Source organism: Christiangramia aquimixticola (assembly GCF_048285835.1).
In the GTDB taxonomy this organism is placed as follows: domain Bacteria; phylum Bacteroidota; class Bacteroidia; order Flavobacteriales; family Flavobacteriaceae; genus Christiangramia; species Christiangramia aquimixticola.
The window spans coordinates 49,277-64,381 of sequence record NZ_JBLVTL010000003.1; the positions used below are offsets into that span (position 1 = coordinate 49,277).

General features: G+C 38.5%; 13 protein-coding genes. 7 read left to right on the forward strand and 6 right to left on the reverse strand.

Features of this window, described 5'->3' with window-relative positions:
* Window positions 1–14 precede the first annotated feature (14 nt).
* The 4 genes from ACNKXV_RS07095 to prfB all read right to left on the reverse strand — a co-directional run bounded on the left by ACNKXV_RS07095 (window position 15) and on the right by prfB (window position 4,506).
* Window positions 15–2,516, reverse strand: coding sequence for a TonB-dependent receptor (locus ACNKXV_RS07095; protein WP_417907018.1), 2,502 nt, complete (start codon window positions 2,514–2,516; stop codon window positions 15–17).
* 103 nt (window positions 2,517–2,619) lie between these two features.
* Window positions 2,620–2,988, reverse strand: coding sequence for a hypothetical protein (locus ACNKXV_RS07100; protein WP_417907019.1), 369 nt, complete (start codon window positions 2,986–2,988; stop codon window positions 2,620–2,622).
* 11 nt (window positions 2,989–2,999) lie between these two features.
* Window positions 3,000–3,341 (reverse strand): arsenate reductase (glutaredoxin), encoded by a 342-nt coding sequence (arsC, locus tag ACNKXV_RS07105; RefSeq protein WP_417907020.1) that lies wholly within the window; start codon window positions 3,339–3,341, stop codon window positions 3,000–3,002.
* Between the two features lie 63 nt (window positions 3,342–3,404).
* Window positions 3,405–4,506, reverse strand: a protein-coding gene (gene prfB, locus ACNKXV_RS07110) for a peptide chain release factor 2 (protein ID WP_417907021.1) whose coding sequence is annotated in 2 segments (ribosomal slippage) — window positions 3,405–4,442 and window positions 4,444–4,506 — 1,101 coding nt in all. Because the reading frame shifts where the segments join, the coding sequence is not laid out codon by codon here.
* Window positions 4,507–4,601: 95 nt separating this feature from the next.
* Between prfB and ACNKXV_RS07115 the strand changes: the two genes are divergently transcribed.
* From ACNKXV_RS07115 to ACNKXV_RS07125, 3 genes are all read left to right on the forward strand, one after another.
* Complete coding sequence (locus tag ACNKXV_RS07115) at window positions 4,602–6,992, forward strand: zinc-dependent metalloprotease (RefSeq protein ID WP_417907022.1); 2,391 nt, start codon at window positions 4,602–4,604, stop codon at window positions 6,990–6,992.
* Window positions 6,993–6,997: 5 nt separating this feature from the next.
* A complete protein-coding gene (locus tag ACNKXV_RS07120) occupies window positions 6,998–8,026 on the forward strand; it encodes a threonine aldolase family protein (RefSeq protein ID WP_417907023.1) in 1,029 nt (342 codons plus the stop codon).
* Window positions 8,027–8,101: 75 nt separating this feature from the next.
* Complete coding sequence (locus tag ACNKXV_RS07125; RefSeq protein WP_417907024.1) at window positions 8,102–8,617, forward strand: redoxin domain-containing protein; 516 nt, start codon at window positions 8,102–8,104, stop codon at window positions 8,615–8,617.
* Between the two features lie 29 nt (window positions 8,618–8,646).
* Here ACNKXV_RS07125 and ACNKXV_RS07130 read toward each other — a convergent pair whose 3' ends face one another.
* Entirely contained in the window at window positions 8,647–8,970 is a 324-nt protein-coding gene (locus tag ACNKXV_RS07130) for a YbaB/EbfC family nucleoid-associated protein (protein WP_417907025.1), read from the reverse strand.
* A 58-nt stretch (window positions 8,971–9,028) separates the two neighbouring features.
* On the opposite strand from ACNKXV_RS07130, the gene ACNKXV_RS07135 reads away from it, so the two are divergent.
* The 3 genes from ACNKXV_RS07135 (at window position 9,029) to ACNKXV_RS07145 (ending at window position 13,670) form a co-directional block, all read left to right on the forward strand.
* Window positions 9,029–11,152, forward strand: coding sequence for a S9 family peptidase (locus ACNKXV_RS07135; protein ID WP_417907026.1), 2,124 nt, complete (start codon window positions 9,029–9,031; stop codon window positions 11,150–11,152).
* 75 nt (window positions 11,153–11,227) lie between these two features.
* The gene (locus ACNKXV_RS07140; RefSeq protein WP_417907027.1) at window positions 11,228–12,268 is read left to right on the forward strand and encodes a cysteate synthase; all 1,041 of its coding nucleotides are present in this window, start codon (window positions 11,228–11,230) and stop codon (window positions 12,266–12,268) included.
* 139 nt (window positions 12,269–12,407) lie between these two features.
* Window positions 12,408–13,670 (forward strand): cysteate-C-fatty acyltransferase, encoded by a 1,263-nt coding sequence (locus ACNKXV_RS07145; RefSeq protein ID WP_417907028.1) that lies wholly within the window; start codon window positions 12,408–12,410, stop codon window positions 13,668–13,670.
* 70 nt (window positions 13,671–13,740) lie between these two features.
* Here the strand turns inward: ACNKXV_RS07145 and ACNKXV_RS07150 are convergent, their stop codons facing one another.
* Complete coding sequence (locus ACNKXV_RS07150; RefSeq protein WP_417907029.1) at window positions 13,741–14,706, reverse strand: transporter; 966 nt, start codon at window positions 14,704–14,706, stop codon at window positions 13,741–13,743.
* 106 nt (window positions 14,707–14,812) lie between these two features.
* On the opposite strand from ACNKXV_RS07150, the gene ACNKXV_RS07155 reads away from it, so the two are divergent.
* Complete coding sequence (locus ACNKXV_RS07155) at window positions 14,813–15,094, forward strand: DUF4834 family protein (RefSeq protein ID WP_417907030.1); 282 nt, start codon at window positions 14,813–14,815, stop codon at window positions 15,092–15,094.
* Window positions 15,095–15,105: the final 11 nt, after the last annotated feature.

Below are 15,105 nucleotides of genomic sequence, written 5' to 3' on the forward strand. Positions count from 1 at the left end.
TGTTTTCTCTGAGATTAAAACTCTCCTTCTTCAAAATCTTCCCCGTTTCCTCTTTTTGAAGGTCGTTGTTTCTTTTGATTGAATCTATAGATAAGCGATAAAGTAAAGTTCTGTCCCTTTCTCCACTGGAACTCACTATCTCTCTCATATGTTTCGGTTAACGTATAAGAATCTCTTTTTCTGGAATTCAGCAAATCTCTTACATTTAATGATAGCGTGGCATTTTCATTAAAAATGTCTTTACTAAATGCAAGGTCTAAAGATAGGATTCCTTCCTGAGTTCCCTGTATGCCTTCATAAGCTCCACGATAAAATGCATTTGTTTGCCAGTCTATCTTGGCAGGTAAAGTTACTTTCGAACTAAAGCGGGCAAACCAGCTGTTATTTTCAGCATCATAACTTTTACCGTTATAATCCCCTTCAGTTTTAAATCTGAAGAAATTAAAACTACCATTCAGTCTAAGCCATTTTGCAGGGTTATACAGCAAACCAAGTTCTGCTCCGGTTCGATCGTTGCTGGAAAGGTTTACAGGGATGGTTCTTACCACACTGGTTCTTGCAACATTGTTCTCTATCCTCTCAAAACTGTTGGTCTCATGTTGATAATAGATAGAAGAAGTCAGGGTTAATTTTTCCCATCTTTTTAAATATCCAAGATCAAATGCATTGGAATATGCCGGACTTAAATTAGGGTTACCCTGGAAGATGTTGTTCGTACTGCTTCGTGATGGGAACGGATTAATAAACCAGCCACGAGGTCTGTTTATTCTACGGTTATATCCTAAGGTAATATTTTCCTCCTCAGCCAGTTCATAAATAAGATTCACGGTTGGGAACAAACCAAGGTAATTGTTATCAAAATCGGTATCGATTGGAATTCCAAAATTTTCTTCTAATTCTTCATCAGTAAGTTCACTATCGATCTTTCCTTTTAGTTGGGTATTCTCCAGTCTAAGACCCAGTAAGAATGATAAATCACCAAATTTGCTGCCATACTGCGTGTACACCGCATTCACATTTTCGGTATAATCAAATACATTTGATAAGATGTCATTTTTCACAAAACCTCCTTCTTCTATATTTTCCTGAAACAGGATATAATCTGTGATCTCATTTTCAAAGTTCCCACGGTAACCCGCTTCAAACTGTGAATCTTTGCTAAAAGGCAAAACATAATCTGCCTGTATCAAATATTCTTTTTGATCTTCAGTAGTATTAACCTTTTCACCAATAAGGGCGTAGTCAATATTTCCCGCGTTAGAATTTATATCTTCAGTAATGGTAGTGAATTGAGTTTCACTGTCAGTTTCATACTGGAAATCAACCGTTAATTTATGACCGTTCCTGTCGAAATTATTTACATAATTTAATGCCCATTGCCAGCTTTCATCTTTTTCCTTTTCTTTTTCTCTTCTTTCAGTTTGAAGTACCAGGCCTTCCTGACTTTTATAATAATCTGAACTGTTCGTGGTAAGATCCTCATCTTCACCATTGCGATAGAAAACCGTTCCTGTAATGGATGATTTTTCATTCAGGAAATATTCCATTCCAAAATTTGAATTGAAATTCCTGTTTAGGCGCTCAATATTTCTATCCTCAAAAATTCTGGAATAATTAGAAGAGCTGTTCTCGAAGTATCTCGTATCGAAGAATCCGCCACCCGGTGCATCAAAATACCTGTAACCCGTAGTGGTGAATAAATTGAAATTTTCTGTCCGGTAATTAATATTTGCGGTGAGCCCGGCATTGGTTGGAGTTCCGGCATTAAGCGAAACAGAACCATTAAAACCAAGTGTTTTCTTTTGCCTTAAGATGATGTTTAGAATTCCGGCAGTTCCCTCGGCATCATATCTCGCAGAAGGTGAGGTGATAACTTCAACCCTGTCTATGGCATCTGCAGGAAGATTGTTCAGGACATTGGTATCTCCAAATCCAGCCATGGCCGAAGGTTTTCCATTGATAAGAATCTTTACATTTTCATTTCCCCTAAGGCTTATCCCGCCATCAATATCCACGGTTACAGACGGTACATTGTTAAGGGCATCGCTAACAGTCCCTCCGGCAGTGGTAAGGTCCTTTCCAATATTGTATATCTTTTTGTCGAGACGTACTTCAACCTGAGTGGTTTCTGCACGGACAACCACTTCGTCCAGGTTCTCTGAATCCATACCCAAAAATATGGTTCCCAGATCCCTGTCTTTATCTATTTGAAGATTATTGAAATTTTTCGACTTATAAGAAATGAATTCTACACTTACATTATAAGTGCCACCTGCTACTTCCACCTCAAATATTCCATCGATGTTGGTAACACCTCCGGTGACCTGTGAAGGTTTGTTTACATTTTGAAGAGTGATCGTGGCATATTCCAAAGGAACCTGTAACTCATCGTCCATGACTTTCCCGGTAATGGTATACTTTTTTTCATTGGATGGGCCCTGTGCCTGAGCCTGAAAAGCAAGTGTGAAAATAAAACACAGCAATAAACTTAGAGAGAAGCAATTTCTTTTGGTCATTATTCAATTTTTATCTTTGACCGTCTTAACTCCTCTAAGTTTAATTAAGGTTCGTTAATTTTTTGTTAACGAATCTTTCTTGAAGTTGCCCCTTCTATAATTATCAGGCCTTACGAGTGATTTCTCTGCTTAAAATTAGATAATTTTCGAACTGCTCTTCGTTAAGGAATTTCTGAAGCGCTTTATGTTCACTTTTTTGAATGGTCTTTAATTTTACAATTTGCTGCTCTGTTCCCAGAGTGGAATTAATGATCTCATTCTTTTTGATGGTATATTCAATTAACGTATCTTCCAGTAACCTGGTTTGCTCGTAACTCAGCTTTAATTTCTCCTTCCAGGCTAAAGCCAGTTCTTCAGCTATTTCCTTAATTTCCCTCCTGTTCTTTTCGTGAATATGGATCTGGGAATATACAAAGCCGGCCACCGCCGCCGATGCGATCCCTAATAAGGCTATTTTATATTGTAGTTTCATCTCTTTAATTTTTAAAGAAGTTTTTCAATTTGGGAAGGTGGTCTTCCTATTACTGCTTCTTTATCAGCTTCCACGATTGGTCTTTCGATCAACTTTGGATTATTCACCATTACTCTAATAAGTTCCTTATCACTCAGATCTTTCTCTTTATAATCGTCTTTCCAGATCTTTTCGTTCTTGCGAACCAGTTCGATGGGCGCTATTTTCAGTTTATTTATTAAGCCTGATAGCTCTCCTTCGTCAAGAGGTTCCTTTAAATATTCTCTTACATTATAATCTACACCAGAGTTTTTAAGGATCTCAAGACCTTGTCGCGATTTACTGCATCTGGCGTTATGATAGATAGTATACATTTCTAAAATTTTCCTTTATAATATATTCATTCTATTTCAAAAAATAAAACTAATAATCCGGTTTTATTCGGTTTCACTCTTTTGGCCCATCATCATAAGGAATGCTTTGAGGAAATGATCGATTTCTCCATTCATTACCGCATCTACATTCCCGGTTTCTTCGGCCGTTCTAACATCCTTCACAAGTTTATAAGGATGCATCACATAATTTCTAATTTGCGATCCCCATTCGATCTTCATTTTAGAATCCTCGATTTCCCTTCTCTGGGCCTGTCGCTTTTGAAGTTCGATTTCAAATAACTGACTCTTTAAAAGCTGCATCGCTTTATTCTTATTTTCCAGCTGAGATCGGGTTTCAGAATTTTCGATCACAATTCCGGTAGGAGCATGGCGTAATCTAACTGCCGTCTCTACCTTATTTACATTTTGACCACCGGCTCCTGAGGATCTCATTGTTTCCCAGCTAAGGTCTGATGAATTGATCTCGATTTCGATACTGTCGTCAACTAGAGGATAAACGTATACAGATGCAAAGGAAGTATGGCGTTTTGCGTTAGAGTCAAATGGCGAAATACGCACAAGCATGTGCACTCCATTTTCACCTTTTAACCAGCCAAAAGCGTATTCTCCTTCTATTTCCAGGGTCACGGTTTTGATACCCGCAACTTCACCCGCCTGATAGTTTAATTCTCTAATTTTAAAGTTTCGCTTTTCAGCCCACATCAGGTACATTCTCATGAGCATTTCTGCCCAATCGCAACTTTCTGTTCCACCGGCACCGGCAGTGATCTGTAAAACGGCACTCATGCTATCACCTTCTTCAGAAAGCATATTCTTGAATTCAAGGTCTTCTATAAGTTCAGTTGCAGCCTGATTCCGATTTTCCACGTCTTCAGCAGTTGCTTCATTTTCCTTATAGAATTCATAGATAACCTCGAGGTCATCCACGAGGGTTTCAGCTTTTTCATAATCCTGAACCCAGCTTTTTTCAAAATTGACCTCTTTCATGATCTGTTCCGCTTTTTTAGGGTCGTCCCAGAAATCAGGAGCAAAGGTCTTTTCCTCCATGTTGGTTATTTCGATTTTCTTGGCATCAATGTCAAAGATACCTCCTTAACGCAACCAGGCGCTCTTTGAGATCTCGTATGTTCTCTGTAGTGATCATTTGTTTGATTTGACGTAAAAATAGAATTTAGGGGTGTTTCGGAAAAGTATTTAACGAATATTTTTTAGTTTTAGGGGGCTTATAAAACTCCATGCATGCGCAAGATTTCACTTATTATTCTGGCTTTCAGTATTTCTATAATCGCCAGGGCCCAGTTTCTTGAAAAAAAGAAAGATTTAATTACTCAGGACGGCTACTTTACTTTCCATTATAATCCGGCGGAAGATGAAATTTATCTGGAAGTGGATAGCCTGGAAACAGAATTTTTATACACACATTTTCTTACAAGTGGAATAGGATCCAATGATATTGGTCTGGACAGGGGGCAACTTGGGGGAACAAAAATTGTAAAGTTTCAAAAAGCTGGCAATAAATTATTACTTGTTCAGCCCAATCAAAATTACCGGGCACTAACCCAGAATAAAGCGGAAAAGGAAAGCGTTGCTGAAGCATTTGCCAAATCTGTGATTTTTGGTTTTGAAATTAAAGAGAACAGAAACGAGACATATATTATAGATCTTACACCTTTCCTGATGCAGGATGCCCATGGGGTTTCACAAAAACTGAAGAAAGGAAAATATGGTTCTTACAGCGTAAATAAATCTAAAAGTGCATTGGAACTTCAGCGAACCAAAGCTTTTCCTGAAAATGTAGAATTTGAAGCTTTACTCACCTTTGAAGGGCAGCCTCAAGGTCGTACGATAAGTTCTGTAGTTCCAGATCCTGAAAATATCAGTGTGATCCAGCATCATTCGTTTGTGAAGTTACCTGATGGTAATTATGAAAAGAGGATTTTTGATCCAAGGAGTGGCGCAATTTTCATTTCATATTTGGATTATGCATCTCCTGTCTATGAACCCATCACGAAGCGGTATGCAATTAGACACCGACTGGAAAAAAAGGATCCTTCAGCAAAAATCAGTGAAGCTGTCGAACCAATCATTTATTATCTCGATCCCGGAACTCCGGAGCCGGTAAGAACGGCTTTGCTGGATGGCGCAAAATGGTGGAATCAGGCTTTTGAAAATATAGGTTATAAAGATGCTTTTCAGGTTAAAATGTTACCGGAGGGAGCCGACCCTTTAGATGTGAGGTATAATGTTATCCAATGGGTGCACCGGTCTACCCGGGGCTGGAGTTATGGAGCGAGTGTGGTAGATCCAAGAACAGGTGAGATCATAAAGGGGCACGTAAGTCTGGGAAGCCTGCGTATTCGTCAGGATTTTTTGATCGCTCAGGCCATGATGGATAAACCTTTTGCTGGTAATGATGCCAATCATGATCCCATGATGGAGCTGGCTCTTGCCAGAATAAGACAGTTATCTGCTCACGAAGTTGGTCATACTATTGGCTTTGCGCATAATTTCGCTGCGAGCACGCTTAACAGAGCCTCTGTAATGGACTATCCACATCCTCAATTTGAACTGAAGAATGGTAATATTGAATTTGCCAATGCTTATGATACCGGAATTGGGGAGTGGGATAAAGTAACGGTTAAGTATAGTTATGCAGATATTCCTGAAGATAAAGAAGAACGGGATTTTTTAAATGCAGTTCTCGAAGAAGCCAGATTAAATGGATTGACCTTTATATCTGATGCCGATGCCCGTCCTGCCGGTGGTGCTCATGCATATGCTCATTTATGGGATAATGGTGCAGATGCTTCAGAAGAATTGGAAAGAGTGCTCAATATTAGAAAGAAAGCCATCGAAAATTTTTCAGTTGATAATTTTAGAAAAAATGAACCTTATACGGTCTTGGAAGATGTTTTTGTTCCGCTATATTTTTTCCATCGCTACCAAACCGAAGCAGCCGTGAAATTAATTGGTGGGCTGGAATATGAATATGCGGTAAAAGGTGGAAATAATACTGTGGTAAACCACGTGGATGGAGAAGTGCAAAAAAAGGCGATTGCCAATATTTTAAAAACCCTGGATCAAGAGATCCTTGCAATTCCTAAGGATAAGGTTGGTTTATTTCCTCCAAGAGCTTTTGGTTATTCAAGAGATCGGGAATCTTTCAGGTCGAATACAAATACCGCTTTTGACGCTCTTGGAGCCCCGGCCACAGCTGCCGATATGAGTTTGGCTTTCTTATTGAATCCGGAAAGGGCAGAAAGAATGATTCAACAAAACGCTATGGATCAAAATTTACCCGGGCTAGGATATTTATTAGCTCAGTTAACTCAGAATACCATTAAACGGCAGGTTAAAGGCAGTTATGAAAAAAGCGTCCAGAACACCATCAATTTTGTGGTGTTTAAACATTTGCTGAATCTCGCCATCACTGATAAGGCCACGCCAATGGTAAGAGCACTAACAAACCAGGAAATTGATAATTTAGCGGGCTGGATGAGAACCTCTCAGGATCCGGTTTCGAAAGAAATGTACAGAATGATCAAAAGATTCCGGGAGGCGCCGGAAGAGTTTAAACTAAAAATAAATACGCCTAAGATCCCAGATGGATCACCAATAGGTAACCTGTAAATAATATGAAAGAAATTGATTTAAGAAGCGATACAGTAACCAGACCTACTAAAGGTATGTTGCAGGCCATGATGACTGCGCAAGTTGGAGATGATGTGTATAAAGAAGATCCCAGCGTAAACGAGCTTGAACAAAAGCTCGCCGATATGTTTGGAATGGATGAGGCCTTATTTTTCCCTACCGGAAGTATGGCGAACCAGGCCGCCATTAAACTTCATACGCAACCGGCAGAGCAACTAATTTGTGATAAATGGGCGCATGTGTATAATTATGAAGGCGGTGGTGTTTCTTTTAATAGCGGTGTGTCATGTAAATTACTCGATGGCGATCGCGGGATGATCACTGCAGAAATGGTTAAAGAAAATATCAATCCGCCGGATTTTTATCATAGTCCGTTAACCAGTCTGGTGTGCCTTGAAAATACTACCAATAAAGGGGGAGGAGCTTGTTATGATATAGAGGAGATCAAAAAGATTAGAAAGGTTTGTGATGAGAATAGTCTGGGACTTCATTTAGACGGAGCTCGATTATTTAATGCTTTGGTCAAAAAAGGTGAAGACCCAAAAGTATACGGAAAGTTATTTGATACGATATCTGTATGCTTAAGTAAAGGTTTGGGAACTCCCATGGGATCTGTACTTATAGGGAACAAAGATTTAATGGAAAACGCCATCCGTGTGCGAAAAGTATTAGGAGGGGGAATGAGGCAGGTTGGATTTATGGCCGCCGCAGGAATTTATGCTCTGGATCATCAGGTAGAACGTCTCGCCAAAGATAATGAACGTGCCACTCAGATTTCGGAAGTATTGAATCAGCTTAGCTATGTGGATAAAGTGGAACCTACAGAGACCAATATTGTGATCTTCTATTTGAAGGATACCAGCAAGGAAACTGAATTTATGGGTGAACTTTCAAAAGCCAATGTGAGAATCAGCAATATGGGGCAGGGTAAAATAAGAATTGTAACTCACCATGATTATACTGAAGAGATGCATCAGTTTTTCCTGAAAACACTTAAAGTTATCAGTCTTTAAATAATCTTAACTTAAGATTAGTAGGGATTTAATATAATCTGGTTTTTAAATAATTATTTTTCGAAAAAGACGAAAATGAAAAATTTAAAACCAAGACATGAAGTTCCTGAATTAAGAGTAAAAACAACTAAAGGAGTTGATTATAATCTCCAATCCAGTAAACCGGAGAATTTCACTATGGTAATTTTTTACCGGGGGATTCATTGCCCGGTTTGCAAAAAGTATCTGGAAGAGTTAAATACTAAGATCGATCAATTCCGCGAAAAAGGAGTGGACGTAATATGTATAAGTTCGAATAATAAAGAGCTTGCTCAAAAAACGGTAGAGGAGTGGGATGTGGATAATCTTAATATTGGATACGACTTTAGTATAGATGAGGGAAGAAAATGGGGGCTGTTCATTTCAGAAAAAGAAAAAGAATCTGAACCGGATGTGTTTGTTGAACCGGCACTTTTTCTTGTAAGACCAGACTCTACATTATACTCGGCAAGTATACAGTCAATGCCTTTTGCACGACCAAAATTTGATGAATTATTAAAATCTATATCCTTCGTTGTTAAGGAAGATTATCCTGCAAGAGGAGAAGCATAAAAAAAAGCGGGTTTTAAACCCGCTTTTTTTTATTTAAACATATCCATTCCGGGGATATCCGGCATTCCATCTTTAGCAGCAGATCCAATTTCAGCTTCATTGATTTCAGTAGCTTTTTTGATCGCTTTATTCATGGTTAGAACAAGATAGTCTTCCAGTTGTTCTTTATCTGCAAGTAATTGCTCATCCACACTTATATTTTTTACCTCTCTGTTTGCGGTAATGGTAACTTTTAGCAATCCATCTCCGGATTGTTCATCTATAAGAACCGTATCAAGCCTTTTTTTGGTGGCTTCAACCTTTTCCTGGGCCTCTTTCAGTTTATTCATCATACCCATCATATCTCCAAACATATTCTTGTATTTAAAATTAATGCCAAATTTACTAAATTACCTCCTCAATCAATACATAATGAAAAGACTAATAATTCTGTTAGGAACCGTTACATTTGCATCCGCCCAAAATAATAAAGAATTGGAAAAACATATAGAGGCGCCTAAAGCCAAGAAGATCGTTAAAAACCTTGAAAAACACGGAGATATACGTGTGGATAATTATTTCTGGATGAACCAGAGAGAGGATCCTGAGGTGATTGCATATCTAAATGCAGAGAATGAATATAATGATGCCATGACTGCTCATACCAAAGACCTGCAGGCAAAATTATTCGAGGAAATGAAAGGCCGGATAAAGGAGGATGATGAATCTGTACCTTATAAACTTAACGGTTACTGGTATATCACCCGATTTGAAAAAGGATACGATTACCCCATTCATTCCCGAAAAAAAGCAAGTCTGGAGGCAGAGGAAGAAGTGATGTTCAATGTGAACGAAATGGCCAAAGACTTTGAATATTATAGTCTGGGAGGTCTAAATGTTTCTCCTGATAATAAACTCGTTGCTTTTGGGACAGATACGGTAAGCCGCAGGCAATATACCATCAGGATAAAAAATCTTGAAACGGGGGAAATCTATGATGAAAATATAGAAAATACCACCGGTGGATCTACCTGGGCTAATGACAATAAAACCCTTTATTACACAAAAAAGGACCCTCAAACTTTAAGATCTTTCCAGATATATAAGCATATTCTGGGAACCAGTCCTGCTGAAGATCAATTGGTGTACGAAGAAAAAGATGAGACTTTTAATACCTATGTATATAAATCCAAATCCAGAGAGTATATAATCATTGGATCGCATAGTACATTAACTACCGAATACAGATTTTTAGATGCGAATAATCCTGAAGGAGACTTCTCCGTTTTTCAACCAAGAGAACGGGGACTGGAATATAGCATTTCGCATTTTGGAGATCATTTTTATATCGTGACTAATAAAGACAAAGCCACGAATTTTAAACTGATGAAAACTCCGGTTGGTAGTACCATCAAAGAATACTGGACAGATGTGATTCCTCACCGGGAAGATTATCTCCTGGAAGACATTGATATATTCAAGGATTATCTTGTGGTAAGTGAACGTAATAATGGTCTTAACAAGATCAGGGTTATCGAATGGAATGGAAATAAAGAATTTTATATTCCTTTTGATAATGAAACTTATACCGCTTATACTTCCATTAACCCCGATTTTGAAACAGACGTGCTGAGGTATACCTATAACAGTATGGTAACACCAACTTCTGTGATCGAATATAACATGAAAACCGGGGATAAAGTGGTTTTAAAAGAGCAGGAAGTCCTTGGAGGTAAATTCGACAAGAATAATTATGTATCCGAAAGATTGTGGGCTACTGCGGAAGACGGAACAAAAATTCCGGTTTCTCTGGTTTACCGAAAAGGAATTAAAAAAGACGGTTCCAATCCTTTACTACAATATGCCTATGGTTCTTATGGTTCAACCATAGACCCTTATTTCTCAACAGTAAGACTTAGTTTACTTGACCGTGGCTTCGTTTATGCCATTGCTCACATTCGTGGAGGAGAATATTTAGGAAGAGAATGGTATGAGAATGGAAAATTGTTCAAAAAGAAGAACACTTTTACAGATTTTATTGATGTTTCCAGATTCATTATAAATGAGAACTATACCTCTTCTGCGCACTTATACGCCATGGGTGGATCTGCCGGAGGATTGTTAATGGGAGCGGTAGTGAATATGGCTCCAAACCTTTATAACGGAGTGATTGCCGGAGTACCATTTGTAGATGTAGTAACAACGATGCTGGACGATAGTATTCCGCTAACTACGGGAGAATATGATGAATGGGGAAATCCTAATAATAAGGAATATTATGAATACATGAAATCGTATTCCCCTTATGATAATGTAAAAGACCAGGATTATCCAAATATGCTAGTGACCACGGGGCTGCATGATTCTCAGGTTCAATACTGGGAACCGGCAAAATGGGTTGCGAAATTAAGAGAGTATAAAACCGACAATAATATTTTGCTGCTGCATACCAATATGGATGCCGGCCATGGGGGTGCTTCCGGAAGGTTTGAAGCATTGAAAGAGGTGGCTGAAGAGTACGCGTTTTTACTGGATCTGGAAGGCATTTCAGAATAATCCAAAAATTTCACTTAAATTTGAAGAGTCTTAAGAAGTAATTTTTAGGACTCTTTTTTAATAGAACTTCGATTTATGAGAGAAGATTTGCAGGTTTATGACAACATTTTACAGTTGGTTGGGAACACACCGCTAATCAGCCTGAATAAGATCACCAAAGACTTTAAAGGAAAATTTTCAGCTAAGATAGAAGCATTTAATCCGGGGAATTCATCCAAGGATAGAATTGCGCTTTATATCATAGAAGAAGCTGAAAGAAAAGGGATTTTAAAACCGGGAGATACAATTATTGAAACCACCTCAGGTAATACTGGATTCAGTATAGCCATGGTTAGTTGTATTAAAGGTTATAACTGTATACTTGCAGTTAGTTCCAAGTCTTCCCGGGATAAGATCGATATGTTAAAAACAATGGGAGCGAAAGTTTATGTTTGTCCGGCCAATGTACCGGCAGATGATCCCCGCTCATATTATGAAGTTGCTAAAAGACTTCACCAGGAAATTGATGGCAGTGTTTATATCAACCAGTATTTTAACCAGTTAAACATAGACGCGCATTTCCATTCCACGGGCCCGGAAATCTGGAAACAAACAGAAGGGAAGATCACCCATTTGGTTGCTTGTAGTGGAACCGGTGGAACAATCTCAGGAACTGCCAGATTTTTGAAAGAAAAGAATCCGAATATTAAGATTCTTGGAATAGATGCTTTTGGATCTGTTCTGAAGAAATACCACGAAACCGGGAAATTTGATAAGGATGAGATCTATCCATACCGCATTGAAGGTCTTGGAAAAAATTTGATCCCATCTGCTACCGACTTTAAATCTATTGACAGATTTATGAAGGTTGCCGATGAAGATGCAGCACACGCGGCCAGAGAACTTGCCAGAACTGAAGGTTTATTTGTAGGTTATACCAGTGGTGCGGCAATGCATGGTTTAAAATTATACAGTGAAGAAGGAGAATTTGATAAAGATTCTAATGTAGTAATTATCTTTCCAGATCATGGATCCCGTTATATGAGCAAGATCTATAGTGATGAATGGATGACCGAACAGGGCTTTATGGATAACCATACTGCTAACGCCGAAATGGATATAGAAATAGTAAAATAAATGGTTTAACATTTATTAACAAAAGCATCCTAATTTTTGTGGGATGCTTTTGTTTTTATTAGATTTCGATGTTTAAAAATATACTTTGTAGAATTGGGCCGAATTTCAGTATTTTTGCGGCTCGTCTAAAAAAAGACCGATGAAGGATTTATTTGATAAAATTTACAAAGACAAAGGACCATTAGGAAAATGGGCTGAACAGGCAGAGGGTTACTTTGTATTCCCAAAACTTGAAGGACCTATTTCCAATAGAATGAAATTTCGTGGGAAGGAAGTTATTACCTGGAGTATTAACGATTACCTTGGTCTTGCCAATCACCCTGAAGTTCGTAAGGTAGATGCAGAAGCAGCTGCTGAGTACGGATCGGCTTATCCAATGGGTGCGAGAATGATGAGTGGTCATACAGACCTGCATGAGAGATTACAGGATGAACTTGCATCTTTTGTAAATAAACAGGCAGCATATCTTCTAAATTTTGGATATCAGGGAATGGTTTCTACCATTGATGCCCTAGTATCTAAACAGGATGTTATTGTATATGATGTAGATGCACACGCATGTATCATTGATGGAGTTAGGTTACACCTGGGACAAAGGTTTACCTATAAGCATAATGATATGGAAAGCATTGAGAAGAACCTTCAACGTGCTACCAAGATCGCTGAGCAAACCGGAGGTGGTATTCTTCTAATTTCTGAAGGAGTTTTCGGGATGCGTGGTGAGCAGGGAAAACTTAAAGAGATCGTTGAACTAAAGAAAAAATATAATTTCAGATTGTTCGTTGATGATGCTCATGGATTTGGTACGCTGGGTAAAACCGGTGCAGGTGCAGGAGAAGAGCAGGGCGTACAGGACGAAATTGATGTATACTTCGCAACATTTGCAAAATCTTTAGCCAGTACCGGAGCTTTTATTGCCGGTGATAAAGAGATCATGGATTACCTTAAGTATAACCTTAGATCTCAAATGTTCGCAAAATCACTGCAAATGCAGTTGGTGGTTGGAGCATTGAAAAGATTGGAAATGCTTAGAACCATGCCGGAGCTTAAAGAAAAGCTATGGGAAAATGTGAATGCATTACAAAACGGATTAAAAGCCAAAGGTTTTGACATTGGGACTACTCAAAGTTGTGTAACTCCGGTTTACCTTAAAGGTAGTATTCCGGAAGCTATGGCTCTTGTGAAGGATCTTCGTGAAAATCATGGAGTTTTCTGTTCCATCGTGGTGTATCCGGTAATTCCAAAAGGATTGATCTTATTAAGAATGATCCCTACGGCTACGCATACCATGCAGGATATCGAGGAAACTCTGGAAGCATTCTCTGCGATTAGAGAAAGACTTGAGAACGGTACTTATAAAAGGCTTTCAGCTTCAGTTGAAGCTGCGATGTCTAACAAATAATATCAGTTACATATTATTAAAAAAGCCCTGCAAAATTTTGCAGGGCTTTTTATTTTAAACGGATTAAATTTTAAAATCCGCCTGAATCGTCTTTTTCTTCATTTTCCCGACCTAGTTTCTGGCTTCGGGCTCTTCTACGATTTCCTTCATTAGACTCCTCTATAAATTCATCTTCTTTATGAAAATCCAGCCTGTAGGATATTCCGGCGGCAACCTGCCATTTGCTGGGAGTATCTTTAAAATTCACTAATCCGGATATGTCAAATTGAAAGTTATTTCCCAGAAGGTAAGCCGCTCCGGTTCTTATAATATCATCTGCATAAATATCTCCCTTGATCCCCTGATATTCTCCAAATAGAGCGAAATTTGGATTTAATGCGTGAGTTACCGTAACAATTCCGGTGTAAGTTCTGTATTCTTCGGTTAATTTATCTGCAATCAGGTTAAGAACCAACACCCATCGGCCCCAGTTATTCTGAGTGATAAGTGCTGCTTTTGGACTGAATTTTCCTTCCCCTTCATATAAATAAGGATTATCTCCAAAAGCGAAATTTGCTCCTGCATATAAAGAAACCGCAGGGATCAGGGTTTTCCACTTAAATTTCCTGTTAGCATACCAGCTTTTAAGATTGGGCTTTTCTTCCTCAATTTCTTTATACGGATCAAAAATAAGGTACTTGGCGCCTATAGTATTCGATTTAAAATTTCTACCCGATGCATGAATGGTATTTCCCAGAAAATTGCGGGTGATATCTTGAGATTCAAAAGCTCCACTAAGGCTTAGTTCCAGATTTTCAAAAAGGAGGCCATACCTTAATTGATAGTCAATTCCCCAGATATCAGTTTTAGAATTGAAACCGGAATGATCATCTTTTCCAAGATAAAAACCGCTTTCCAGCTGGATCACATTTGTACCTACAGAAAATGCTCCCTGCGACTGCCCCGGCCGGTTCGAATTGATGGTTTCGGTATATTGAGCCTGAAGGTCAAAAACAGCCAACAACAAAATTATATTAAGAAGGAGTAGTTTACGCATATTTCACGGGGTTGATATACTCAAATATATGAGATTTATTATAATTTTATTGCTCCCTGCCCTCTCATTGTGGAGGCTTATTTTTATTTTTGCCAAAAGCGATAGCATGTTGGAAGCATCTTTAAGTGGAGTATTAAAAACGGTACTCATTATCCTCTTAGTGTACTTTGGTCTTAAAATCCTGATCCGTTTTTTTGGACCCCTTCTTTTAAAGTACTTTATGAAAAAAATGGGGAAAAAATTTGAACAACAATTCAAACAGGGATTTGGAGGCCCTGCTAACCCACCCCGGGAAAAAGGGAAGGTTACCATCGATAAAAAACCTGGCAATAATCGATCTTCAGATAAAAAAGTAGGTGAATATATCGATTACGAAGAAATTGATTAATTTCGGATTTT

Bases quoted from the DNA above. Each gene is read 5' to 3' on its own strand.
- ACNKXV_RS07095 (WP_417907018.1), bottom strand. From the start codon at position 2,516: ATGACCAAAAGAAATTGCTTCTCTCTAAGTTTATTGCTGTGTTTTATT.
- ACNKXV_RS07100 (WP_417907019.1), bottom strand. From the start codon at position 2,988: ATGAAACTACAATATAAAATAGCCTTATTAGGGATCGCATCGGCGGCG.
- arsC (WP_417907020.1), bottom strand. From the start codon at position 3,341: ATGTATACTATCTATCATAACGCCAGATGCAGTAAATCGCGACAAGGT.
- ACNKXV_RS07115 (WP_417907022.1), top strand. From the start codon at position 4,602: ATGCGCAAGATTTCACTTATTATTCTGGCTTTCAGTATTTCTATAATC.
- ACNKXV_RS07120 (WP_417907023.1), top strand. From the start codon at position 6,998: ATGAAAGAAATTGATTTAAGAAGCGATACAGTAACCAGACCTACTAAA.
- ACNKXV_RS07125 (WP_417907024.1), top strand. From the start codon at position 8,102: ATGAAAAATTTAAAACCAAGACATGAAGTTCCTGAATTAAGAGTAAAA.
- ACNKXV_RS07130 (WP_417907025.1), bottom strand. From the start codon at position 8,970: ATGTTTGGAGATATGATGGGTATGATGAATAAACTGAAAGAGGCCCAG.
- ACNKXV_RS07135 (WP_417907026.1), top strand. From the start codon at position 9,029: ATGAAAAGACTAATAATTCTGTTAGGAACCGTTACATTTGCATCCGCC.
- ACNKXV_RS07140 (WP_417907027.1), top strand. From the start codon at position 11,228: ATGAGAGAAGATTTGCAGGTTTATGACAACATTTTACAGTTGGTTGGG.
- ACNKXV_RS07145 (WP_417907028.1), top strand. From the start codon at position 12,408: ATGAAGGATTTATTTGATAAAATTTACAAAGACAAAGGACCATTAGGA.
- ACNKXV_RS07150 (WP_417907029.1), bottom strand. From the start codon at position 14,706: ATGCGTAAACTACTCCTTCTTAATATAATTTTGTTGTTGGCTGTTTTT.
- ACNKXV_RS07155 (WP_417907030.1), top strand. From the start codon at position 14,813: ATGTTGGAAGCATCTTTAAGTGGAGTATTAAAAACGGTACTCATTATC.